The sequence below is a fragment of the Massilia sp. UYP11 genome, assembly GCF_050434805.1.
GTDB lineage: Bacteria > Pseudomonadota > Gammaproteobacteria > Burkholderiales > Burkholderiaceae_D > Telluria.
This window is the reverse complement of sequence record NZ_JBNDJE010000002.1, coordinates 121,343-142,574: the sequence shown is the minus strand read 5'-3', so window position 1 is coordinate 142,574 and position 21,232 is coordinate 121,343. Positions and strand designations below refer to the sequence as shown.

The 21,232-nt window shown below is 67.5% G+C and carries 19 protein-coding genes; 9 read left to right on the top strand and 10 right to left on the bottom strand.

The annotated features are described in order from the left end of the window. Positions 1–4: 4 nt before the first annotated feature. The 3 genes from ABIB38_RS04155 to ABIB38_RS04145 are packed head-to-tail and all read right to left on the bottom strand — an operon-like array spanning position 5 to position 3,694. On the bottom strand, positions 5–1,396 hold the full coding sequence (locus ABIB38_RS04155; RefSeq protein WP_429201993.1) for a dihydrolipoamide acetyltransferase family protein: 1,392 nt from the start codon (positions 1,394–1,396) through the stop codon (positions 5–7). A gap of 4 nt (positions 1,397–1,400) precedes the next feature. Further along, entirely contained in the window at positions 1,401–2,411 is a 1,011-nt protein-coding gene (locus ABIB38_RS04150; protein ID WP_429202829.1) for an alpha-ketoacid dehydrogenase subunit beta, read from the bottom strand. 50 nt (positions 2,412–2,461) lie between these two features. Then, entirely contained in the window at positions 2,462–3,694 is a 1,233-nt protein-coding gene (locus tag ABIB38_RS04145; RefSeq protein ID WP_429201991.1) for a 3-methyl-2-oxobutanoate dehydrogenase (2-methylpropanoyl-transferring) subunit alpha, read from the bottom strand. A gap of 413 nt (positions 3,695–4,107) precedes the next feature. Between ABIB38_RS04145 and ABIB38_RS04140 the strand changes: the two genes are divergently transcribed. Continuing rightward, positions 4,108–5,406: a S41 family peptidase gene (locus ABIB38_RS04140; RefSeq protein WP_429201990.1), complete on the top strand. Its 1,299-nt coding sequence runs from the start codon at positions 4,108–4,110 to the stop codon at positions 5,404–5,406. On the opposite strand, the gene ABIB38_RS04135 is transcribed toward ABIB38_RS04140, so the two are convergent. From ABIB38_RS04135 to hmgA, 5 genes are all read right to left on the bottom strand, one after another. Then, positions 5,403–6,791: an amino acid permease gene (locus ABIB38_RS04135; protein WP_429201989.1), complete on the bottom strand. Its 1,389-nt coding sequence runs from the start codon at positions 6,789–6,791 to the stop codon at positions 5,403–5,405. The genes ABIB38_RS04140 and ABIB38_RS04135 overlap by 4 nt on opposite strands. A gap of 268 nt (positions 6,792–7,059) precedes the next feature. Continuing rightward, positions 7,060–7,761 (bottom strand): MBL fold metallo-hydrolase, encoded by a 702-nt coding sequence (locus ABIB38_RS04130; protein ID WP_429201987.1) that lies wholly within the window; start codon positions 7,759–7,761, stop codon positions 7,060–7,062. A 60-nt stretch (positions 7,762–7,821) separates the two neighbouring features. Beyond that, positions 7,822–8,634: a redoxin domain-containing protein gene (locus ABIB38_RS04125; RefSeq protein WP_429201986.1), complete on the bottom strand. Its 813-nt coding sequence runs from the start codon at positions 8,632–8,634 to the stop codon at positions 7,822–7,824. Positions 8,635–8,652: 18 nt separating this feature from the next. Continuing rightward, on the bottom strand, positions 8,653–9,978 hold the full coding sequence (locus ABIB38_RS04120; RefSeq protein WP_429201985.1) for a hemolysin family protein: 1,326 nt from the start codon (positions 9,976–9,978) through the stop codon (positions 8,653–8,655). Positions 9,979–10,098: 120 nt separating this feature from the next. Then, positions 10,099–11,439, bottom strand: a complete 1,341-nt coding sequence (hmgA, locus tag ABIB38_RS04115) for a homogentisate 1,2-dioxygenase (protein ID WP_429202827.1) — start codon at positions 11,437–11,439, stop codon at positions 10,099–10,101. 167 nt (positions 11,440–11,606) lie between these two features. Between hmgA and ABIB38_RS04110 the strand changes: the two genes are divergently transcribed. From ABIB38_RS04110 to ABIB38_RS04090, 5 genes are all read left to right on the top strand, one after another. Beyond that, on the top strand, positions 11,607–12,530 hold the full coding sequence (locus ABIB38_RS04110; protein WP_429201984.1) for a LysR family transcriptional regulator: 924 nt from the start codon (positions 11,607–11,609) through the stop codon (positions 12,528–12,530). Positions 12,531–12,584: 54 nt separating this feature from the next. Continuing rightward, positions 12,585–13,679: a 4-hydroxyphenylpyruvate dioxygenase gene (gene hppD / locus ABIB38_RS04105; protein ID WP_429201982.1), complete on the top strand. Its 1,095-nt coding sequence runs from the start codon at positions 12,585–12,587 to the stop codon at positions 13,677–13,679. 117 nt (positions 13,680–13,796) lie between these two features. Continuing rightward, a complete protein-coding gene (locus ABIB38_RS04100; protein WP_429201980.1) occupies positions 13,797–14,150 on the top strand; it encodes a CidA/LrgA family protein in 354 nt (117 codons plus the stop codon). After that, positions 14,143–14,880, top strand: a complete 738-nt coding sequence (locus tag ABIB38_RS04095) for an LrgB family protein (protein ID WP_429201978.1) — start codon at positions 14,143–14,145, stop codon at positions 14,878–14,880. Before ABIB38_RS04100 ends, ABIB38_RS04095 begins: the two co-directional genes overlap by 8 nt. Before the next feature lie 69 nt (positions 14,881–14,949). Continuing rightward, a complete protein-coding gene (locus ABIB38_RS04090) occupies positions 14,950–15,981 on the top strand; it encodes a patatin-like phospholipase family protein (RefSeq protein ID WP_429201976.1) in 1,032 nt (343 codons plus the stop codon). A 67-nt stretch (positions 15,982–16,048) separates the two neighbouring features. Here the strand turns inward: ABIB38_RS04090 and ABIB38_RS04085 are convergent, their stop codons facing one another. Further along, positions 16,049–16,651 carry a hemerythrin domain-containing protein gene (locus ABIB38_RS04085; protein WP_429201974.1) on the bottom strand — a complete coding sequence of 201 codons (603 nt, stop codon included), beginning with the start codon at positions 16,649–16,651 and terminating at the stop codon, positions 16,049–16,051. Positions 16,652–17,020: 369 nt separating this feature from the next. Between ABIB38_RS04085 and ABIB38_RS04080 the strand changes: the two genes are divergently transcribed. The 3 genes from ABIB38_RS04080 to ABIB38_RS04070 all read left to right on the top strand — a co-directional run bounded on the left by ABIB38_RS04080 (position 17,021) and on the right by ABIB38_RS04070 (position 19,660). Beyond that, a complete protein-coding gene (locus ABIB38_RS04080) occupies positions 17,021–18,022 on the top strand; it encodes a manganese catalase family protein (protein ID WP_429201972.1) in 1,002 nt (333 codons plus the stop codon). 71 nt (positions 18,023–18,093) lie between these two features. Continuing rightward, on the top strand, positions 18,094–19,002 hold the full coding sequence (locus ABIB38_RS04075) for a ZIP family metal transporter (RefSeq protein WP_429201971.1): 909 nt from the start codon (positions 18,094–18,096) through the stop codon (positions 19,000–19,002). A 64-nt stretch (positions 19,003–19,066) separates the two neighbouring features. Beyond that, entirely contained in the window at positions 19,067–19,660 is a 594-nt protein-coding gene (locus ABIB38_RS04070) for a hypothetical protein (RefSeq protein WP_429201969.1), read from the top strand. 116 nt (positions 19,661–19,776) lie between these two features. On the opposite strand, the gene ABIB38_RS04065 is transcribed toward ABIB38_RS04070, so the two are convergent. Beyond that, positions 19,777–21,120 carry an MFS transporter gene (locus tag ABIB38_RS04065; RefSeq protein WP_429201967.1) on the bottom strand — a complete coding sequence of 448 codons (1,344 nt, stop codon included), beginning with the start codon at positions 21,118–21,120 and terminating at the stop codon, positions 19,777–19,779. Between the last annotated feature and the right edge of the window lie 112 nt (positions 21,121–21,232).

The window sequence follows — 21,232 nt, the reverse complement described above, 5'->3', positions numbered from 1 at the left end:
CGGCTCACTCCACGAACAGGGTTGCGGGAAATTCGAGGTAGCCGCGGATCGCCTGCACGAACTGGGCCGCCACCATGCCGTCGATCACGCGGTGGTCGAACGAGGACGACAGGTTCATCATCTTGCGCGCCACCATGGCGCCATCCCTGATCACCGGACGGTCGACGATGCGGTTGACGCCGACGATGGCGACTTCCGGGCGGTTGATCACCGGCGTGGTGACGATGCCGCCCAGCGCGCCGAGGCTGGTGATCGTGATGGTGGAGCCGGTGAGCTCCTCGCGCGTGGCGCGGCCAGCGCGCGCGGCCTCGGCCAGGCGCGCGATCTCGGTCGCGCTCGACCACGGGTCGCGCGATTCGGCATGGCGCACCACCGGCACCATCAGGCCGTGCTCGGTCTGGGCCGCGATGCCGATGTGGGCCGCGTCGTAGGTGGTGAGCAGGTTGTGCTGGTCGTCGTAGCGCGCGCTCATCATCGGAAACTCGCGCAGGGCCAGCACCACGGCGCGCATCAGGAGCGGCAGCAGGGTCAGCTTGCCGCGCTCGGCGCCGTAGCGCGCGTTGAGCTGCAGGCGCAGCGCTTCCAGTTCGGTGACGTCGACTTCTTCGACATAGGTGAAGTGCGGGATGTTGCGCTTGGCTTCCTGCATCTTCTCGGCGATCTTGCGGCGCAGGCCGATCACCTGGGTCGCGTGTTCGCCATGCTGCTCGGCATAGCGCTCGTCAGGGCCGCCATTGGCCGCGCCGCCGCGGCGACCCGCCACGTGGGCGTCGAGGTCGGCGTGGGTGATGCGGCCCGCCGGGCCGCTGCCGGCCACGAACTGCAACTCGATGCCCAGGTCCCAGGCGCGCTGGCGCACGGCTGGCGCCGCCAGGGGCTTGTCGCCTTCGGCGCGCAGCTGGGGCGCGCCCCTGGACGCCAAGGCCGGACGTGCGCTCGGCGCCGGCCTGGAGGTCGGGGCCGGCGCAGGGGCTGGAGAAGGGGCTGCAGAAGGGGCTGCAGAAGCGGCCGGCGCCGCTGAGTCGCCGGCCGCGCCGCCCGCGACGGCCTCGAGCTGCGGTTCGGCCACTTCCTCGGCCGGCGCGGCGGCGGCGGCCGTCCTGACCGGTTCCTGGCTGGCCTTGGGCCCGCCGTGGTCCTTCAGGTTGCCGGCGCCTTCGACGTCGAGGCGGATCAGTTCGGCGCCCACGGCCAGCGACTGGCCGATCGCGCCGCCCAGGCTGGCGATGGTGCCCGCGACCGGCGACGGGATCTCGACCGTCGCCTTGTCGGTCATGACGTCGGCCAGCACCTGGTCTTCCCTGACCACATCGCCCGGCTGCACGTGCCAGGCCACCACTTCGACTTCGGCGATGCCTTCGCCGAGGTCGGGCATCTTGATGACGTGAATACCCATTGCCTCAACCCTCCATCACGCGTTTCAGGGCCGCGCCGACGCGGTCGGGCCCCGGGAAATAAGCCCATTCCTGCGCATGCGGATACGGGGTGTCCCAGCCGGCGACGCGCCCGATCGGCGCCTCCAGCTGGTAGAAGCAGTGCTCTTGCACCAGCGCCGCCAGTTCGGCGCCGAAGCCGCTGGTCTGCGTCGCTTCGTGCACGATCACGCAGCGGCCGGTCTTCTTGACCGAGTCGACGATGGTGTCGAGGTCGAGCGGCCAGATGCTGCGCAGGTCGATCACCTCGGCGTCGACGCCGGACTCGCGCGCCGCCGCCTCGGCGACCCAGACCATGGTGCCGTAGGCCAGCACGGTGACGTCGTTGCCGGGGCGGACGATCGCCGCCTTGTCGAGGTCGACGGTGTAGTAGCCGGGCGGGACTTCGCCCTTCGGATGGCCGGACCAGGGCACGACCGGCCGGTCGTGGTGGCCGTCGAACGGGCCGTTGTAGAGACGCTTGGGCTCCAGGAAGATCACCGGATCGTCGTTCTCGATCGAGGCGATCAGGAGACCCTTGGCGTCGTACGGGTTCGACGGCATCACGGTGCGCAGGCCGCACACGTGGGTGAAGAAGGCTTCGGGGCTCTGGCTGTGGGTCTGGCCGCCATAGATGCCGCCGCCGCAGGGCATGCGGATCACCATCGAGGCGGTGAATTCGCCGGCCGAGCGGTAGCGCAGGCGCGCCGCCTCGGACACGATCTGGTCGGTGGCCGGATAAAAATAGTCGGCGAACTGGATCTCGACCACGGGGCGCAGGCCATAGGCGGCCATGCCGACCGCGGTGCCGACGATGCCGCCTTCCGAGATCGGCGCGTCGAACACGCGCGACTTGCCGTACTTCGCCTGCAGCCCGTCGGTGACGCGGAACACGCCGCCGAAGTAGCCGACGTCCTGGCCGTACACCACGACGTTGCCGTCGCGTTCCATCATCACGTCCATGGCCGAGCGCAGCGCCTGGATCATGGTCATCGGCATCGTCTGTGGCAGATTCGCCGTTTCTTTCGGTTGATCGTCTCGTGCCATCTTCATACTCCCAGCTGCTGACGCTGACGGCGCAGGTGCTCCGGCATGTCCTTGTAGACGTCCTCGAACATGGTCGCGGCGCTCGGCGCGCGCTCGTCGCCCAGGGTGCCGTAGCTCTCGGCTTCCTTCTGCGCGGCCAGCACTTCGGCCTCGAGTTCGGCCTGCACGGCTTCGTGCTCGGCGTCCGACCACCAGCCCAGGTTGGTCAGGTACTGGCGCAGGCGGGCGATCGGGTCGCCCAGCGGGAAGCGGGCGTAGTCGTCGGCCGGGCGGTAGCGCGAAGGATCGTCCGAGGTCGAGTGCGGGCCGGCGCGGTAGGTGACCCATTCGATCAGGGTGGGGCCGAGATTGCTGCGCGCCCGCTCGGCGGCCCAGCGCGAGACCGCCAGCACGGCCAGGAAGTCGTTGCCGTCCACACGCAGCGAGGCGATGCCGCTGCCGATGCCGCGCGTGGCGAAGGTCACGCTCTCGCCGCCGGCGATCGCCTGGAAGCTCGAGATCGCCCACTGGTTGTTGACCACGTTGAGGATGACCGGCGCGCGGTACACATGGGCAAAGGTGAGGGCGGTCGAGAAATCGGATTCCGCGGTGGCGCCGTCGCCGATCCAGGCCGAGGCGATTTTTGTGTCGCCCTTGATGGCGGACGCCATCGCCCAGCCCACCGCTTGCGGGTACTGGGTGGCGAGGTTGCCGGAAATGGTGAAGAAGCCGGCCTGGCGCACCGAGTACATCACGGGCAGCTGGCGGCCCTTGAGAGGATCGCGCTCGTTGGACAGCAGCTGGCAGATCATGTCGACCATGGGCACCTGGCGCGCCATCAGGAGGCTTTGCTGGCGGTAGGTGGGGAAATTCATGTCGCCGTCCTGCAGCGCGAGGGCGTGGGCGGTGCCGATCGCTTCCTCGCCGAGCGAGATCATGTAGAACGACATCTTCTTCTGGCGCTGGGCGATCACCATGCGCGCATCGAACACGCGGGTCTTCATCATGGTGCGCAGGCCAAAGCGCAGCAGCTCGCGGTCGGGCTCCTCGGCCCACGGGCCGACGGCGTTGCCGTGCTCGTCGAGCACGCGGATCAGTTGCTGGGCGATGTCGCTGGTCTCCAACGGCGCGACATCGATCGGTGGACGCCGGACCGAACCGGCAGCGCTCACCTGGAGAAACGAAAAATCGGTCTTGCAGCCCGGGCGGCCGGTAGGCTCCGGTACGTGCAGCGACAGAGGTTTGCTCTGGCTCATAGATATGCTTTCCCTTTTGAGGTGTTTTGCAGCAAGAGGCATCATAGACCCTTAGTTGACGTTTACGTCAACTGCGCGTAACTATTTTCATATTGCTGTGCAGCATAGGCGGGCGCCGCGCCGTGCCCGCACTTCGCCGTTGGGCGCGAAACGCCCGGACTGGCGCGCCCGCGGCAAGCCATGCGCCATGGGTGCGCCGCACACCGCGGGCTCAGCGGCGACGATAGCGCATCGGGGCAGCGCGCTTGTTGGGCAGGGCTAAGTGAATGGATGAACGACCGGCCCTGAACCGCGTTTACCTGCGCTCGTCGCACGATGTTGCGTTTCGTCGCAAACCGCGTGTCGTCCAGCCCGCGCGGTGCGAGGATGCGTTCCATGACTAATGAGGTATCTGGCAACGTCCTGGAGCGCGCATGCATCAATGTCCCCGGTCTTTCATGTCCCTGGCGCGCGCAGGTCTGGCGGCGTGCCTGCTGCTGTGCGCGGACATGGCGGCTGCGGGCGGCGGCCCGGAGCGGATCACGGCAGCGCAATTTCGCGAAGATGTCGCCTTCGTGCGCGCCATGATTGCCCGCATGCACCCCGACCCGGCATTTTCGACCGACGCGCCCGCCATGCACGTTGCACTGGACCGGATCGCGCAAGGGGGGCACGGGTTGCCGCCCACGCTCACGCGCGACGAAGCCTGGCGACGCCTGGCGTCGGTCAACGCGCTGCTGGCAGACGGGCATTTCTTTATTGGCTATCCGGACTGGCGCCAGGAAACGCGCGCCTGGCTGGCGGCGGGCGGCAGCCTGTTTCCGTTCGAAGTGAGCGTCGATCCGGATGGGGCGCCGTCGCTGTTTGCCGAGGCCGACGCCGGGCCGGCCCGGGTCCTGTCCGTCAATGGCGTGGCCGCGAAGGAACTCGTGACGACGCTGTCGTCGATGGTGCACGGCGATACGCCGCGCTTCCGGGCGAACCTGCTGGGCCAGCGCTGGTGGTGGTACTACTGGAAGATGTTCGGCGCGCCCGATACCTACGAACTGGAGCTGGAACAGGAAGGTGTGCGGCGCACGGTCGCCATTCCCGCCCGACGCAGGCTGCCGCGCATCCTGGCGCAGGAGGCGCGGCGGGCTTTCGACCTGGCCATCGGCCCGGACCGCCGCGCGGTGCTGACGGTCGACACCTTCAGCCTGCCCGATCCCGCGCTATTCATGGCGTTTACGCGCGAGGCCTTCGCCCGGATGCGCGCGCAGGGCGTGACCAGCCTGGTGATCGACATCAGCAGGAACGGTGGGGGCGACGACGCGGTCTGGATCGATGGCCTGATGCCCTATCTGGCCACGCGGCCGTACCGGACCGGCTCCACCTACCGCGGGTTGGCGCGCGCCCCGGCGGGTTCCCCCGCCCAGCCCATGCGCGGCGAGATCGCGACCTGGCGCCAACCTCAGCCCGCCAATCCCCTGCGTTTCCAGGGCCGGACCGAGGTCCGGATCGGTCCCGGCACCTATTCGTCGGCCGTCCTGTTCGCCAACGTCATGCGCGATTTCGGTTTCGCCACGCTGGTGGGCGCCGGCGGCGCCGCCCGCCAGACCCAGTCCGGTGGCGTGCGCGACGCCAGACTGCCGCATTCCGGCCTCGCGATCACGCTACCGCGTTTCATCCTGGCCCCCCCGGCCGGGGGCCGGCCGGGCGCACTGCTCGAGACGACCGGCCCCGTGCGCCATTAAAGGCGGCCCGCGGTCGTCGCTGCCTGAGCCGCCCGGGCCGCCGCTCGCCGCTCGCGCAGCCAGTAGCCGCAGCCCAGCACCGCCAGCCACACCGGAATCAGGAGCACCGAGATGCGCAGGCCCGGCGTCAGCAGCATCACGAGCAGGAGCAGCGCGACGAAGCCCAGGCACACGTAGTTCGACAGCGGGAACCACGGACTGCGAAAGCTCGCGCGCTCCCCCCGGCTGTCCTTGTAGCGGCGAAAGCGCAGGTGGCTCCACGAGATCATCGCCCAGTTGAGCACCAGGGCGGCCGTGGCCAGGGCCATGACCATGCCCAGCGCCTCGCGCGGCAGGAAATAATTGATCGCGATCGCCGATCCGGTGGCCAGCGCCGACACGCCCAGGGCCACCAGCGGCACGCCGCGCCGGTTGGTGTATTTGAACGAGGCCGGCGCATTGCCCTGTTCGGCCAGGCCGAACAGCATGCGGCTGTTGGCATACACGCAGCCGTTATACACCGACAGCGCGGCGGTCAGCACGACCAGGTTGAGGACGTTGGCGACCCAGCCACTGTCGAGCGCCTGGAAGATCAGCACGAAGGGGCTGCCGCCCGTCACCACTTTCTGCCACGGATACAGCATCAGGAGCACGGCCAGCGCGCCGATGTAGAAGATCAGGATCCGGTACAAGGCGTTGTTGGTGGCGCGCGGGATCGTGCGCGCCGGATCGTCCGCCTCGGCGGCGGTGATGCCGATCAGTTCCAGGCCACCGAACGAGAACATGATCACCGCCATCGCCATCGCGAGGCCGGCCACGCCGTGCGGGAAGAAGCCGCCGTGCCGCCACAGATTGGCCACGCCCGCCTCGGGACCGGCGCCGCCACCCACCAGCAGGTACACCCCGAACACGATCATGCCGACCACCGCGACCACCTTGATCACGGCGAACCAGAATTCCATTTCGCCGAACGCCTTCACGTTGAGCAGGCTGATGGCGTTGACCAGCATGAAGAAGCCGAGCGCCGAGACCCAGGTCGGCAGGTCAGGGAACCAGTACTGCATGTAGATGCCGAGCGCGGTCAGCTCGGCCAGGCTGACCAGGATGTACATGACCCAGTAGTTCCAGCCCGAGACGAAGCCGGCCCAGCGCCCGCAATACTTGTCGGCGAAGTGGCTGAACGAGCCGGCCACCGGTTCCTCGACGATCATCTCGCCGAGCTGGCGCATGATCAGGAAGGCCACCGCGCCGGCGATCGCATAGCCCAGCAGCACCGAGGGGCCGGCCATCTGGATGGTCGAGGCGATGCCGAGGAAGAGGCCGGTGCCGATGGCGCCGCCAAGCGCGATCAGCTGGATGTGGCGGTTCTTCAGCCCGCGCTTGAGTTCGTTGTGCCCGTCGGCCATGGTCCGTCTCTTGGTCTTGCCAGAAAGACAGGGATTCTACTGCATCCTCCGGGCCAGGCAAACCTGCGCCGCCAAGTCGAGGCTCGCGCTATGCTGGGGCTGACGGCAAGCCGCCGACGACTACCGAGGAGAAACCATGCGCAAGATGATCATGATGGCCCTGGCAGGGCTGATCTGGAAACAGTTTCAAACGAAGGTGCTGAAGCGCCCGCCGGCGCCCAAGCGCACCTGGCGCTACTAAGAACCTATCCCGGTAGGTTCTGCGCTGTCACACGCCGTGCGGCAGGCCGAGATTGCGGTTTGCCGGCACGGCGACGTCGATCATCCGCGGATGCGGCAGGTCGAGCGCGCCCATGAGGGCCAAAAAATCGTCGCGGCTGCGGTTGGCCAGGCGCGCATTGTGGCGCCGCTCCCAGCCGATGGTCGATACCGACTGGCCCTTGTAGTCGTGGCCCGGCCACACCCGCACATGGTCGTCCAGCGCGAACAGCTTGCGGGTGACGCTGTCGTACAGGCGCCCGGCGCTGCCGCTCTGGAAGTCGGTGCGGCCGCAGCCGTCGATCAGCAGGGTGTCGCCGGTGAACAGGTTGCCGCGCCACAGATAGCACATGCTGCCGGCGGTATGGCCGGGCGTGTGGATCACGGCGATGTGCTCGTGCAGGCCGAAGCGGATCTGGTCGCCGTCCTGCAGCTGCACTTCGGCCGGCGGGATGTCGCATCCGCTCGGCACGCAGGCCGTGGCGCCGGTGCGCTCGCGCAGGCGGCCGGCCGAGGTCACGTGGTCGGCGTGGGCGTGGGTTTCCAGCACGTGGGTCAGGCGCAGGCCGAGTCGCTCGACATGCGCCAGGTCGCGCGTGAAATGGCGGTCGACCGGGTCGATGATGACGGCGTCGTAGCTGCCGGGCGCGGCCAGGATATAGGTAAAGGTCGACGATTCGGCGTCGAACAGCTGGATCGGATTGACTTGCATGGATATTTCCTCGGTTGCCCCGTCCGTTGTACCACAAGTCGCTGGCGGCGGGGAGGCCGTTCAGCGCAGGCTGGCCAGCTTGTCGCGCAGCGTCGCTTCCGACAGCTCGCCGACGTGACGCAGGCGCAGCTTGCCGTCGGCATCGTAGAACAGGGTGGTGGGGTAGCCGACGGCGCCGGTGCGCGCCGCGAGTTGGCCGGCGGGATCGATCACGACGTTCTGCAGGCGCAGCTCTTGGGTGGCCAGGAAGCGGCGCACCGCCACGCCCGATTCACCCTGATTGACGAACACGAAGCCGATGTCCGGGTTGGCCGCCTGCGCGGCCTGCATGGCGGGCATCTCGCGCCGGCAGGGGGGACACCAGGTGGCCCACAGGTTGATCACCAGCGGACGGGGGGCGGGGCCGCCCAGGCTGCGTAGCGGCACCTCGGCGCCATCGAGCTGGCGCACCATCAGGTCCGGCAAGGGCGGGCGCGGCGGCGCCAGCGCCTGGGCCGCCAGCAGGCCGCCGATCCAGACCGCGCCGCCGGCCAGTATGCTGGCCAGCAGCGGGCGGCGCAGCGCGGCGTGACGCCGGGTCAGTTCGGCGCCGACCACGCCGGCGACGATCAGGCCGGCCACCGGCTCGAAGCCGCCGTCGCGGATGTCCAGCGCGCTCCATGGCGCCTTCAGATAGATGTCGTGGTGCTTGAGGACGAAAACGGCGCGCGCGGCCAGAAAGCCCGTCACGATCATGCGCCACAGCACTGCGCCGGCGTCGACGCCGCGCCGGCGGCGCAGCCAGTCGGCGCTGGTGGTGGCCGCCAGCAGGGCCAGCACCACCAGCATGGCCGACAGCGGAATGACGAGGGAACCGAGCCTGACGGCGTCCATGGTGCGCGGGCGGCCGGGTCAGGCTTCGTCGACGACCGGCGGCGGCTCGGGCAATTGCTGCACCAGGATGCGGTCGATGCGGTTGCCGTCCATGTCGACCACCTCGATCCGGTAGCCGTCCCATTCGAAGAATTCGGACGTCTTGGGAATGTAGCCGAAATGGTACAGCACGAAGCCGGCCAGCGTGTGGTAGGCCCCGGTGCCTTCGTCCGGGAAGCGCACGTCGGTGTTCATCAGGTCGCGGAAGCGGTCGAGGTCCACGCCGCCGTCGATCAGCCAGCTGCCGTCCTGGCGCTGCACGGCGTCCGGGTCGTTCTCTTCGCCGATCACGGTGACGTCGCCCACCAGCGCGCTCATCACGTCGGACAGGGTGACCATGCCCTGGATGTCGCCGTACTCGTCGACGATCAGGGCCAGTTCGGCGCGGTTCTTCTTGAACAGCTCGAGCAGCACCATGGCGCTCACGGTCTCGGGCACGAACAGGACGTCGGAAACCGCGTGCTCGATGTTGATCGCCTCGAGCGAGCCATGGCGCACCGCCTGGACCAGCAGGTCGCGCACTTTCACGTAGCCCAGGATCTGGGCGCGGTCGCCGCGGTAGACGGGAAAGCGGCTGTAGCTGTGGCAGCTGATGAGCTCCAGTATGTCGCGCCGCTCGGCGTCGAGGTCGATCATGACCAGGTCGACCCGCGGCGTCATGAGGGCCTTCAGGTGGCGGTCGTCCAGGCGCAGCGCGCGCGAGACGATGTCGTATTCGGTCTTCTCGAACAGGCCGGCGTCGGTGCCCTCCTTGAACATGCCGGTGATGTCTTCCTCGGTCGGCGCGTCTTCCTTGGCGTCGTGGATGCCGAACAGGCGCACGATCGCTTCGGTGGTGAGCGACAGCACCTTGACGAACGGCGACATGATCAGCGACAGCATGTTCAGCGGCGGCGCGATCAGCGTGGCCATGGTCTCGGGATGGCGCATGGCGATGCGTTTCGGGACCAGCTCGCCCAGGACGATCGAGACGAAGGTAATCGCCAGCACCACGATGAACAGCGCGATCTCGTACGCATACGGCGCGAGCACGGTGACGGTTTCGATCTGCGGGGTCAGGCGCGACACCAGCGAGGCTTCGCCGAAGGCGCCGGTGAAGATGCCGATCAGGGTGATGCCCACCTGGACGGTGGACAGGAAATGGCTGGGATTGTCGGCCAGCGCGATGGCGGTGCGGGCGCCGCGGCTGCCTTCTTCGGCGCGTCGTTCGAGGCGCATGCGCTTGGCGGAGACCAGCGCGAGTTCGCTCATCGCAAATACCCCGTTCAACAGGATCAGGACGAGGATGATCAATATGTCTGACATGCTGGGCTCTTGCCCCATGACCGGTCATGCCGGGCCGTGACCGGGCAGGCCACCATGGCCTGCCGGCGAATCATGGCATAAATGACAAAATCCCGGAAGACCGCAGCGTGCGCAGGCGATTCAGGGCGTGAGCCGGAACTGCTTGCGGATGCCGGCCCAGCACTGCTGGTAGTCGTCCTGCAGCTGGGGCGAAGCCAGCGCCTGCGCCGTCGGCGCCAGGACGGCGCGGGTCTCGAACATGAAGGCCATGGTGTCGCCCACCTTCTGCGGGCGGCTGGTATCGAGACTGCTGGCCTTGTCGAAGGTGGCGGCGTCAGGCCCATGCCCGCTCATGCAGTTGTGGATGCTGGCGCCGCCCGGCACGAAGCCTTCGGCCTTGGCGTCGTAGGCGCCGTGGATCAGCCCCATGAATTCGCTGGCGACGTTGCGGTGGAACCAGGGTGGGCGGAAGGTGTCCTCGGCCACCAGCCAGCGCGGCGGGAAGATCACGAAGTCGAGCGTGTCCACGCCCGGCGTGTCCGACGGCGCGTGCAGCACCAGGAAGATCGATGGGTCGGGATGGTCGTAGCTGATCGAGCCGATCGCATTGAAGTGGCGCAGGTCGTATTTATAGGGGACGTAGTTGCCGTGCCAGGCCACCACGTCCAGCGGCGAGTGACCGATCGGGGCGCGCCACAGGCGCCCGCCGAACTTGGTCACCAGCTCGAATTCGCCCTCCAGGTCTTCGTAGCGCGCGCTCGGCGTGAGGAAGTCGCGCGGGTTGGCCAGGCCGTTCGAGCCGAGCGGGCCCAGGTCGGGTAAGCGCAGCAGGGCGCCGAAGTTCTCGCAGATGTAGCCGCGCGCCGCGCCGTCGGGCAGCAGCACCTGGAAGCGCACGCCGCGCGGGATCACGGCGATTTCCTGCGGCTCTACCTCCAGCAGGCCCAGCTCGGTCGCGATCGACAGCCGGCCCAGCTGCGGCACGATCAGGAGTTCGCCGTCCGCGTCATAGAAATAGCGGCCCTCCATCGCGCGATTCGCCGCGTACAGATGGATGGCGCAGCCGCTCATCGCATCCGGCGACCCGTTGCCGGCCATGGTCACCCAGCCGTCGATGAAGTCGGTCGGTGCATGGGGCATCGGCAGCGGGCTCCAGCGCAGCTGGTTCGGCGGCGCGGGCGTGTCGAAGCGGGCCGCCAGGCGCGGGGCGTCCAGGGGCACAAAGCTGCCGTGCACCGCCGCCGGACGGATGCGGTACAGCCACGAGCGCCGGTTCTGGCTGCGCGGGGCGGTGAAGGCGGTGCCGGACAGCTGCTCGGCGTACAGGCCATAAGCCACGCGCTGCGGCGAATTGCGGTGCCGGGGCAGGGCGCCGGGCAGGGCTTCGGTGGCGAACTCGTTACCGAAACCGCTCATGTAGGCGGACGGATGGCCGGGCTCGTGGCGCATGGGGTCTCCTGGATGGTGGGTCGTGTCGTCGATGGCGCCACTCTAGAATACTCCGCCATCTTTTACGAGATGAATAGAAGAATGTAGACTATTCATATCATAAATATTACTGTTCGGGCCACGGCCCTGGCGTGGACAATGCATGTCAGTCGCCGGTGCGGCCGGCAGCCGGGGAAATCCATGAACGAAGCACACGGTACATGATCGAAGCACACGATATCGACCTGAACCTGCTCTCGGTATTCCACGAGGTCTACCGGGAGCGCCAGATCTCGTCGGCCGCCCGGCGCCTGGGGCTGTCGCAGTCGGCCGTGAGCAACGCGCTCGCGCGGCTGCGCCGCAGCTTCGGCGACGAGCTGTTCGTGCGCACCGCCAGCGGCATGCAGCCCACCCCGCTGGCGAGCCAGATGGCCGAGCCGATCGGGGCGGCGATGGTGCAGGTGGCGCTGGCCCTGAACCAGCGCAGCCGCTTCGAGCCAGGGTCCAGCAACCGGCGCTTCATGCTGGCCATGACCGACGTCGGCGAAGTGTATTTCATGCCGACCCTGATCGAGCGCTGCCGCCAGCTGGCGCCCCACGTCGAGATCAGCTCGGTGCGGGTGGCCACGCTGTCGCTCAAGGAAGAGATGGAAGGCGGGCGGGTCGACCTGGCGGTCGGGCCGTTCGAGGACGTCTCCGAGGCGCTGTACCAGCGCCACCTGTTCCGCCAGCCGTTCGTGGCGATGTTCCGCAAGGGGCACCCGCTGGCGCGCGGCGAGCTGACGCTGGAGCGCTTCGTCGCGGCCGAGCACCTGCTGGTGGACGCCGCCGACAGTCCGTACGACCGGGTGAACGCGGCGCTGGCCAGGGCCGGTGTCGGGCAGGCGGCGCACGGGCCCGGGATACGCTACAGGGTGCCGCATTTCACGGCGGTGCCGTATATCGTGAGCACCAGCGACCTGGTGGTGACGGTGCCGCAAAAACTGGCCGAGCGCGCGGCCGCGCCGTTCGGGCTCGAATGGGCGACGCCGCCGCTCGACCTGCCGCCGCTGCAGACGAATATTTTCTGGCACCGCCGCTTCAACCAGGATCCGGGCAGCCAGTGGCTGCGGGGACTCCTGGCCGACGTGTTCGCGGAAACCTGAGTCAGTAGTAAAGAGCAACAGTCAACGATCGCTAGCTAGATAAAGGAAGAGACAATGGCAGACCTGTTCGAAAATCCGATGGGCCTGATGGGCTTCGAGTTCGTCGAGTTCGCGTCGCCCACGCCGGGCGTGCTGGAGCCGGTGTTCGAGGCGCTGGGCTTTACCAGGGTGGCGACCCATCGCTCCAAGGACGTGGCATTGTTCCGCCAGGGCGGCATCAACTTCATCATCAACAACGAGCCCAAAAGCTACGCCGCGTATTTCGCGGCCGAGCACGGGCCGTCGGCCTGCGGCATGGCCTTCCGTGTCAAGGACGCGCACAAGGCCTATGCGCGCTGCTTGGCGCTGGGCGCCCAGGCGGTCGAGATCCCGACTGGTCCCATGGAGCTGCGCCTGCCGGCCATCAAGGGCATCGGCGGCGCGCCGCTGTACCTGATCGACCGCTTCGAAGAGGGCAAGTCGATCTATGACATCGACTTCGAGTTCATCGAAGGCGTCGAGCGTCACCCGGTGGGCCACGGCCTGGCGATCATCGACCACCTGACCCACAACGTCTACCGCGGCCGCATGTCCTACTGGGCCTGCTTCTACGAGAAACTGTTCAACTTCCGCGAGATCCGCTACTTCGACATCAAGGGCGAGTACACTGGCCTGACCTCGAAGGCGATGACGGCGCCGGACGGCATGATCCGCATTCCGCTGAACGAGGAAGGCAAGGCCGGCGGCGGCCAGATCGAGGAATTCCTGATGCAGTTCAACGGCGAAGGCATCCAGCACATCGCGCTGCTCACCGACGACCTGATCGCGACCGTCGACAGGCTGCGCGCGGCCGGCGTGCCCCTGATGGCGCCGCCGCCGGACACGTATTACGAGATGCTGGACGAGCGCATCCCGGGCCACGGCCAGGATGCCGAGGCATTGAAGGTGCGCGGCCTGCTGCTCGACGGCGCCGTGAAGGACGGCCATGCGCGCCTCCTGGTGCAGATCTTCGGGGTGCCGCAACTGGGCCCGGTGTTCTTCGAGTTCATCCAGCGCAAGGGCGACGACGGTTTCGGTGAAGGCAACTTCAAGGCCCTGTTCGAGTCGATCGAGCGCGACCAGGTCAAGCGCGGCGCGATCGAAGGAGCGCAGGCGACGGCCGCAGCCTGATCCCGGGCCGGGCCGGCAGCCGGCGTTCGCACGGCGCACGGCCGGATTTGCTATCCTGTACACTTTTTGGCGGACGGGCAACGGGCCCGGCCGCCGTCTCGTGTCGGGAGTAGAGGTATGCTGGCTGCGTTCGCGGTCCTGTTGTTGTTCCAGTGCCTGGGCGAAGGCGTCGTATTCGTGTTCCAGCTGCCCTTGCCGGGGCCGGTCGCCGGCATGCTGCTGCTCATGGGGGCGCTGCTGGCCATGCCGAAGCTGAAGGCGCTGGTCGAGGGGGCCGCCAATACGCTGCTGTCGCACCTGTCGCTGCTGTTCGTGCCGGCCGGCGTGGGCATCGTGGTCGCCGCCAGCAGCGGCAGCGGCCACTGGTTCGCGATCCTGGCTTCGCTCGTGGTCAGCACCGTGCTGGCCCTGGCCGTCACCGGCCTGATCCTGCGCGGGATGGGTAATGCGACGGAGGGCGGCGATGCCTGATTTCGCCGGATTCAGCCATTTCTGGGTCTATCTTTCCGCCTCACCCCTGCTGGGACTGACCCTCACCCTGTGTGCCTACCTGGCGGCGCAGCGTATCTTCGCCCTGTGCAATGCGTCGCCGCTGGCCAATCCGGTGGCGATCGCGGTCGCACTGATCGTGGCCGTGCTGTGGCTCACCGGCATGTCCTATGAGCGGTATTTCAGCGGCGCCCAATTCGTCCACTTCCTGCTCGGGCCGGCCACGGTGGCGCTGGCGGTGCCGCTGGTGCGCCAGCTGCCGCGCCTGCGCCGCGCCGCCTTGCCGCTGGGCGCGGCGCTGCTGGCCGGCAGCGTGACGGCCATCGTGTCGGCGGTGGTGGTGGCGCTGCTGCTCGGCGCGACGCCGGAGCTGGCATACACGCTGGGGCCGAAATCGGCCACCTCGCCGATCGCGATGGCGGTGTCCGAGCGGCTCGGCGGCATCCCGGCGCTGACCGCGGCGCTGGTGATCGGCACCGGCATCTTCGGCGCCGTGTTCGGCCGCTACGTCTTCATGCTGCTGGGCGTGCGCTCGGAGGCCGCCTGCGGCTTCGCGCTGGGCCTGGCCTCGCACGGCATCGGCACCGCGCGCGCGTTCCAGGTCAGCCCCGGGATGGGCGCCTTCGCCGGCCTGGCGATGGGCCTGAACGGCGCGCTGACGGCGCTGCTGGCGCCCTGGCTGGTGCCCCTCGTGATGAGGTGGATGCAGTAGGGCACCGCTGCCCCGCACAATCGACAGCCGGGCTAATCTGTTTCCAATTCATTCATGACGGAGCAGATTTTGACCAACTATAAAACGATCAGCCTCGCCATCCAGGGTGGGGGCACCTACGGCGCATTCGGCTGGGGTGTCCTCGACCGCCTGTTGCAAGAGCCGGACCTGGTCATCGACGCATTGAGCGGCTCGAGCGCCGGCGCGCTCAATGCCGTGGTGGTGGCCGACGGCTACGCGCGCGGCGGCGGACGCGAGGGCGCGCGCCGGGCGCTCGACAAGTTCTGGCGCACGCTCGGCAGCGCGGCGGCCCTGAGCCCGCTGCAGCGCACGCCGCTCGACCGCATGGCGCCCACCTTCACGATGGCGTTCTCGCCGGCCTACCACCTGCTCGAACTGATGGGCGCCCTGATGGGGCCGGTGCGCGAAGGTCCGCTCACCCTCAATCCCTTACGCAACTTCCTCGCCACCATGATCGACTTCGACCGGGTGCGCGACTGCGAGGAACTGCAGGTGTTCATCGCCGCCACCAACGTGCGCACCGGAACCGGCAAGCTGTTCCGGCGCGAAGAGATGGACGTGCAGCGCCTGGTGGCCTCGTGCTGCCTGCCGACGGTGTTCGCGGCGGTCGAGGTCGAGGGCGAGATGTACTGGGACGGCAGCTATGTCGCCAATCCGCCCCTGGAGCCGCTGATGCGGCACTCGGCCGCGAGCGACCTGATCATCATCCAGAACAATCCGATCGCGCGCGGCGACATGCCGACCAATATGGCCGACATCGCCAATCGGTCCAACGAGATCGCGTTCAACATCAGTTTCGTGCGCGAAATCAGCGCGCTGCGCTACCTGGACGGCTTGCCCGACGAACGCCGCGGCGCCGGGGCGACGCCCAAGGGCATGCACCTGCACCTCATCAGCGGCAACGAGTTCCTGCAGGATCACGGCATCTCGGCCAAGATGAATGCCGAGATGCCCTTCCTCCAGCTGCTGCACGACCAGGGCGTCAAGACGGCCGACCGCTGGCTGAAGGAGCAGGGCGCCCATCTCGGGGTCAAGTCCACGCTTGACCCGATGCCCGTGTTCTTCCCCGACCAAGTCTAAGGTAAGAAGAACGCAATACGCCGCCGGTCTTGCGAGCGGCGGCGTGGTCGTTAGCAGTAAAGCGCGGTCAGGTATTGGCCGGCTGCGACTTCCATGCAGTTTTCTTCGGCTTGAGCGCGAACGCGGCCAGCAGGGCGCCGGCCACGCCGATCACCATCGCCGCCGTGCTGCCCGAGAAGCCGACCAGGTGTTCCTTGGCCAGCTTTCCGGCCTTCGGCCCCACCAGCTGCATGCGGCGGCGCGTCATCTCGGCGCCCATCTCGGCCAGGCGCTCTTTGCCGAGGATCGCCTCGGCGTCCGGCAGCAGCTTGGTTTCTTCCTCGGCGACATGGTGCATCACGTCACGCATCAATTCCATCACCAGCGCATCGTGGCGCGGGTCGGCGCCGGACGTGGCGCGCAGCTCGGCGATCAGGCGGCGCATGTCATCGTGCTCGGGCTCGGCCTCGTGGATGAACGGCTCGCCGCCGTCGCGCTGCCGCATCACCGGATAGAAGATCTCTTCCTCAAGCGTGGCGTGGATTTCCAGGCCGTCGCAGATGGTGTCGGCCAGCGCCTTCTTGACGGTTGGGCTCTTGTCCTTGGAATACTGGTGGAAGGTGACCATCACATGCGAATGGTCGAAGCGGATCATGTCGGTAATACTTGGGCTCAGTCGTTTGAGATTCATGGTAGTACCCCCGTTCGTGATTGTTTGAACAATATGGTAGGCCGGGTCGGCGCGGGAAGACTGTAGGCGCGCGCGCCGGTGGCTTGTCGGCCACCGGCCCAGCCGGGCGCGCGCTTCGGATGGCAGATACACGCGGACCAGGAATGGTGACGCGGAATATCGAAGCGCGATGTTGAAGAGGAATGTTGAACTGAAACAATTGCATGTCACATATGTCCTACATGGACACGGGACGACTCCTGACTGTCAGTTCACTGCCGACCTGCGAACATGGGTGTTCGAGCTGCCGGTCCCGGCGGCAGCCTCTTTAACGGCAGGGCACGCAGCTCGCGTGGGTGCCGGAGTTCCACCTCAACGGAGAATCCTGACATGTTTGCACACAACAAGCGCTTGCAATATACAGTCCGCGTCAGCGGGCCCAACCCGGCCCTGGCGAACCTCATGCTCGAACAGTTCGGGGGACCGCAGGGCGAGCTGGCTGCGGCCATGCGGTACTTCACCCAGGCCGTCGCCGAAGACGATCCAGGCCGCAAGGACATGCTGTTCGACATCGCGACCGAGGAGCTGAGCCACCTGGAGGTGATCGGCAACATCGTCGCCATGCTGAACAAGGGGGCCAAGGGCCGCCTGGCCGAAGCCATCGACACCGAGGCCGACATGTACCGCGCCATCACCGGTCCGGGCAACGACAGCCATATCACGCAAGTGCTGTACGGGGCCGGCGCGCCGCTGACCAACTCGGCCGGCGTGCCGTGGACCGCCGCCTACATCGACTCGATCACCGAGCCGACCGCCGACCTGCGCTCGAACATCGCCGCCGAGGCGCGCGCCAAGATCGTCTACGAGCGCCTGATCGCGCTGACCGACGACCCGGGGGTGAAAGAGGCGCTGGGCTTCCTGATGACGCGCGAAGTGGCGCACATGAAGTCGTTCGAGAAGGCGCTGTATGCGATGGAGCCCAACTTCCCACCGGGCAAGATGCCGGTGATCCCGGCCTTCGCCAGCGTTTACTACAATATGTCGCAAGGCGCGGGCGAGGTGCGCGGCGCCTGGAACCAGGGCGCCGACTGGGACTTCATCAGCGACCGCGAGAAGCAGATGGCCGTCGACGGCGGCTCGGGCGAGGCCGAAGTGGCCCTGCCGACCGATGACATCGATGTCCTGCGCAATATGGCGATGCGCACGATGTCCGATCCCACGGCCACGCCACGGACCGGTTCCGAATTGGGCATGATGCAATCGGCAACTGGTGGTACGATGGGTGGATCGGGCGGCAATGCGATGGGCGACGCCAACGTCGGCTCCAAGGGCGGTCCGCTCGACGATACCGGCGCCGGCAAACCGAAGCGCGGCGCCAAGCCGCAGAAGTGATCCCCGCCGTGCCGGTCGCCGCCCCACGCGTGGTGCGGGGCGGCCTGGCGCGGTCTTTGACAGGAACAGGCATGCAACTCCAAACCGACAAGAGCAACGACCCTCGTGGCCTTGCCCGCTGGCTGACCCCACGCCGCGCCATCGGTTTCGGCATCTGCGCCATCGGCTTTCTCGTCCTGCTCGGCAGCATGGTCGAGCAGATCATCAACGCCAATCCCAAGATGCTGGCGGCCCTGGCGGGCGGCAGCACCGCGGCGGCGGCAACTGCCCTGGGCACCTTGCCGGTCCTGTTCGCACAAAATTTCACCAAGCGCACCTACGATTGCTTCCTCGGCTTCGGTGCCGGCGTCATGCTCGGCGCCACCGCGTTTTCGCTGGTGATCCCGGCGCTGTCGGCCGCCAAGACGGCAGGGGCGGGCAACTGGGAATCGAGTCTCATGGTCGGCGCCGGCATCATGTTCGGCGCCGGCGCCATCCTGCTGCTCGGGCGCGCGGTGCGCACCGAGGGCATCCTGTCCAACGAGCCCGACAAAGTGTCGGTGCGGCGCGCCTGGCTGTTCGTGTGGGCCGTGGCCCTGCACAACCTGCCGGAAGGCCTGGCCATCGGCGTGGCCTTCGCCGGCATCGACCTCGAGAAAGCCACCTCGCTCGCTACCGGCGTGTCGATCCAGGACGTGCCCGAAGGTCTGGTGGTGGCGCTCGCGCTGCACGCAGTCGGCTACAGCCGCCTGGCCGCGGTCGGCATGGGCGTGGCCTCGGGCCTGGTCGAGCCGATCGCCGCCGTGTTCGGCGTGGCCCTCATCGGCATCTCGGCCGGCCTGCTGCCGTATGCGCTGGCCGCCGCCGCCGGCGCCATGCTGCTGGTGATCGTCAACGACGTGATCCCCGAGTCGCGCCAGTCGGGCAACGGCACCCAGGCCAGCATCGCACTGGTCTTCGGCTTCATCCTGATGACGGTGCTCGACACGGCGCTGTCGTGACATCCCGGTGACCGGCATGGCGGGATGGTCGCATTGACGATCATCCCATGCTTGCCACCACCGCATGACCATCCCCTCCAAACGGAACACACCCGTCAGCGCATGCTCGACGTCGCGGCGCGCGCAGGGCACGCAGGTGCTCGCCTTGCGCGTGCGCGCCATCGACACCGACCCGACGCGGGAGATCTTCCTCCCCAGGCGGGCGCCGTCCACGGCCGCTAAACGCGGCTATGCGGCTATGCGGCTATGCGGCTACGCGGCGCTGGACGCGGGCGCGCACGAAGTCATGAGCGCCAAAGTGACGCAGGCGGTGAAGTCCGGGCTGTCGAGCATGCCGGGCATTGACACCGGGGCCAGCCGCGACAATGTGTGCACAAATCGCCGCCCGGCGCCGGCTGGACTCGCGCCGCATGCCCCCGAGCCGACGACCGCCAGTATCGTCAAGCCGATGAGCGATGGCGGGGCCGGCGCGCGCCGCTTTCGCGTCCTGACGGCGCTCGGCATCTATTCCGGCGCGGAGAATCGCCCGCCGCCAGCATCGCCATGGTCGAATAGCACGGCAAGCAGCGCATTACGAACCGTGGCCACGAACACGAGCAGTCGGCCAATCCCCGGCAATGGCGCACGGCGCGCGACCAGGTGCGATATACAGGGTTGAAAAGCAGGGTTGAAAAGCAGAGCTGAAAAGCAGAGCCCAAAGCCGAGCCCAAAGCCGAGCCCAAAAAAAAAGGCGGCCCCGCGGGGCCGCCGTCATGTCACGTCAGGCGACAGGCATCAGTCGCGAATCTCCAGCTTGCGGTTCAGGCTCAGCGCCGCCAGCGAGGCCACGGCGCCCGACAGCAGGTACAGGCTGACGTAGCCCAGGCCGAAGTGGGCCGACAGGCCGAGGGCGACCAGCGGGGCGAAGGCCGCGCCGACCAGCCAGGCGAGGTCCGAGGTCAGGGCCGCGCCGGTGTAGCGGAACTGCTTCAGGAAGTTCGAGGTGGTGGCGCCCGCAGCCTGGCCATACGAGAAGCCGAGCAGGGTGAAGCCGATCAGGATGAAGGCGTTCTGGCCGGCGGTGCCGCTATTGATCAGGAACGGGATCGAGGCCGAGTACAGGGCGATCAGGGCCGCGGCGGTGCCGAGGGTGGTGCGGCGGCCCAGCTTGTCGGCGACGACGCCCGAGATCAGCATGGCCCCGGCCGCCAGCCCGGCGCCCCACATCTGGACGTGCAGGAACTCGTCCATCGGACGGGTATCGTACAGCTGGATCCACGACAGCGGGAACACGGTCACCAGGTGGAACAGGGCATAGCTGGCCAGGGCGGCCATGGCGCCGATCACGATATTGCTGCCTTGCTTGCTCACCAGCTCGCCGACCGGGGCCGGATCGAGGTGGTGCGAGTCGAGCAGGCGCGAATACTCGGGCGTGCTGGCCAGGCGCAGGCGTGCGAAGGTGCCGACCACGTTGATGGCGAAGGCCACGAAGAACGGGAAGCGCCAGCCCCAGGTCAGGAAGTCTTCTTCGGACGTATAGGTGATCAGGAAGGCGAAGATGCCGGCCGCGATCACGAAGCCTAGCGGTGCGCTCAATTGTCCGAGCATGGCGTACCATCCGCGCTTGTTCTCCGGGGCACTGAGCGCCAGCAGCGAAGGCAACCCATCCCACGAGCCACCCTGGGCGAAACCCTGGGCGATGCGCAGGGCCGCCAGCAGGATGATCGCGGCGGCGCCGATTTCACTATAGGCCGGAAGCATGGCGATCACGACGGTGCTGGTTCCCATCATGAGCAGCGAGATGCCGAGTTTCATGTCGCGGCTCCAGCGCTTCTGGATCGCCATGAACACGACCGTGCCGATCGGACGCGCAATGAAGGCGAGGGCGAAGATGGCGAACGAATACAGGGTGCCCTCGAGCCGGTCGGCCCACGGGAAGAAAATGGCGGGGAAGACGAGGGCCGACGCGATGGCGTACGTGAAGAACTCGAAGTATTCGGCCGAACGGCCGATCACCACGCCGACGGCGATGTCGCCCGGATCGACGTGTGCATCCCTGGCATTGATGTTGCGAGCCCCGCTATTGGGGTGTGTGATCGGAGCGGCCCCGGCGCCGCCGTACGTCGTCGTGCTTGGCATATTGTGTTCTCCAGAGAAGTCGACGGCCGCCACTGTTGTTGAAATTGCATTTTGGCAAAGGTGGGACAATGTGTCCAATGTTCTTTGGCGACCGTTGGCATTACAGTAGCAT

Bases quoted from the DNA above. Each gene is read 5' to 3' on its own strand.
- ABIB38_RS04150 (WP_429202829.1), bottom strand. From the start codon at position 2,411: ATGCCGATGACCATGATCCAGGCGCTGCGCTCGGCCATGGACGTGATG.
- hppD (WP_429201982.1), top strand. From the start codon at position 12,585: ATGGCAGACCTGTTCGAAAATCCGATGGGCCTGATGGGCTTCGAGTTC.
- ABIB38_RS04065 (WP_429201967.1), bottom strand. From the start codon at position 21,120: ATGCCAAGCACGACGACGTACGGCGGCGCCGGGGCCGCTCCGATCACA.
- ABIB38_RS04120 (WP_429201985.1), bottom strand. From the start codon at position 9,978: ATGTCAGACATATTGATCATCCTCGTCCTGATCCTGTTGAACGGGGTA.
- ABIB38_RS04140 (WP_429201990.1), top strand. From the start codon at position 4,108: ATGCATCAATGTCCCCGGTCTTTCATGTCCCTGGCGCGCGCAGGTCTG.
- ABIB38_RS04155 (WP_429201993.1), bottom strand. From the start codon at position 1,396: ATGGGTATTCACGTCATCAAGATGCCCGACCTCGGCGAAGGCATCGCC.
- ABIB38_RS04145 (WP_429201991.1), bottom strand. From the start codon at position 3,694: ATGAGCCAGAGCAAACCTCTGTCGCTGCACGTACCGGAGCCTACCGGC.
- ABIB38_RS04100 (WP_429201980.1), top strand. From the start codon at position 13,797: ATGCTGGCTGCGTTCGCGGTCCTGTTGTTGTTCCAGTGCCTGGGCGAA.
- ABIB38_RS04095 (WP_429201978.1), top strand. From the start codon at position 14,143: ATGCCTGATTTCGCCGGATTCAGCCATTTCTGGGTCTATCTTTCCGCC.
- ABIB38_RS04130 (WP_429201987.1), bottom strand. From the start codon at position 7,761: ATGCAAGTCAATCCGATCCAGCTGTTCGACGCCGAATCGTCGACCTTT.
- ABIB38_RS04070 (WP_429201969.1), top strand. From the start codon at position 19,067: ATGACCATCCCCTCCAAACGGAACACACCCGTCAGCGCATGCTCGACG.
- ABIB38_RS04110 (WP_429201984.1), top strand. From the start codon at position 11,607: ATGATCGAAGCACACGATATCGACCTGAACCTGCTCTCGGTATTCCAC.
- ABIB38_RS04135 (WP_429201989.1), bottom strand. From the start codon at position 6,791: ATGGCCGACGGGCACAACGAACTCAAGCGCGGGCTGAAGAACCGCCAC.
- ABIB38_RS04075 (WP_429201971.1), top strand. From the start codon at position 18,094: ATGCAACTCCAAACCGACAAGAGCAACGACCCTCGTGGCCTTGCCCGC.
- ABIB38_RS04125 (WP_429201986.1), bottom strand. From the start codon at position 8,634: ATGGACGCCGTCAGGCTCGGTTCCCTCGTCATTCCGCTGTCGGCCATG.
- ABIB38_RS04085 (WP_429201974.1), bottom strand. From the start codon at position 16,651: ATGAATCTCAAACGACTGAGCCCAAGTATTACCGACATGATCCGCTTC.
- ABIB38_RS04080 (WP_429201972.1), top strand. From the start codon at position 17,021: ATGTTTGCACACAACAAGCGCTTGCAATATACAGTCCGCGTCAGCGGG.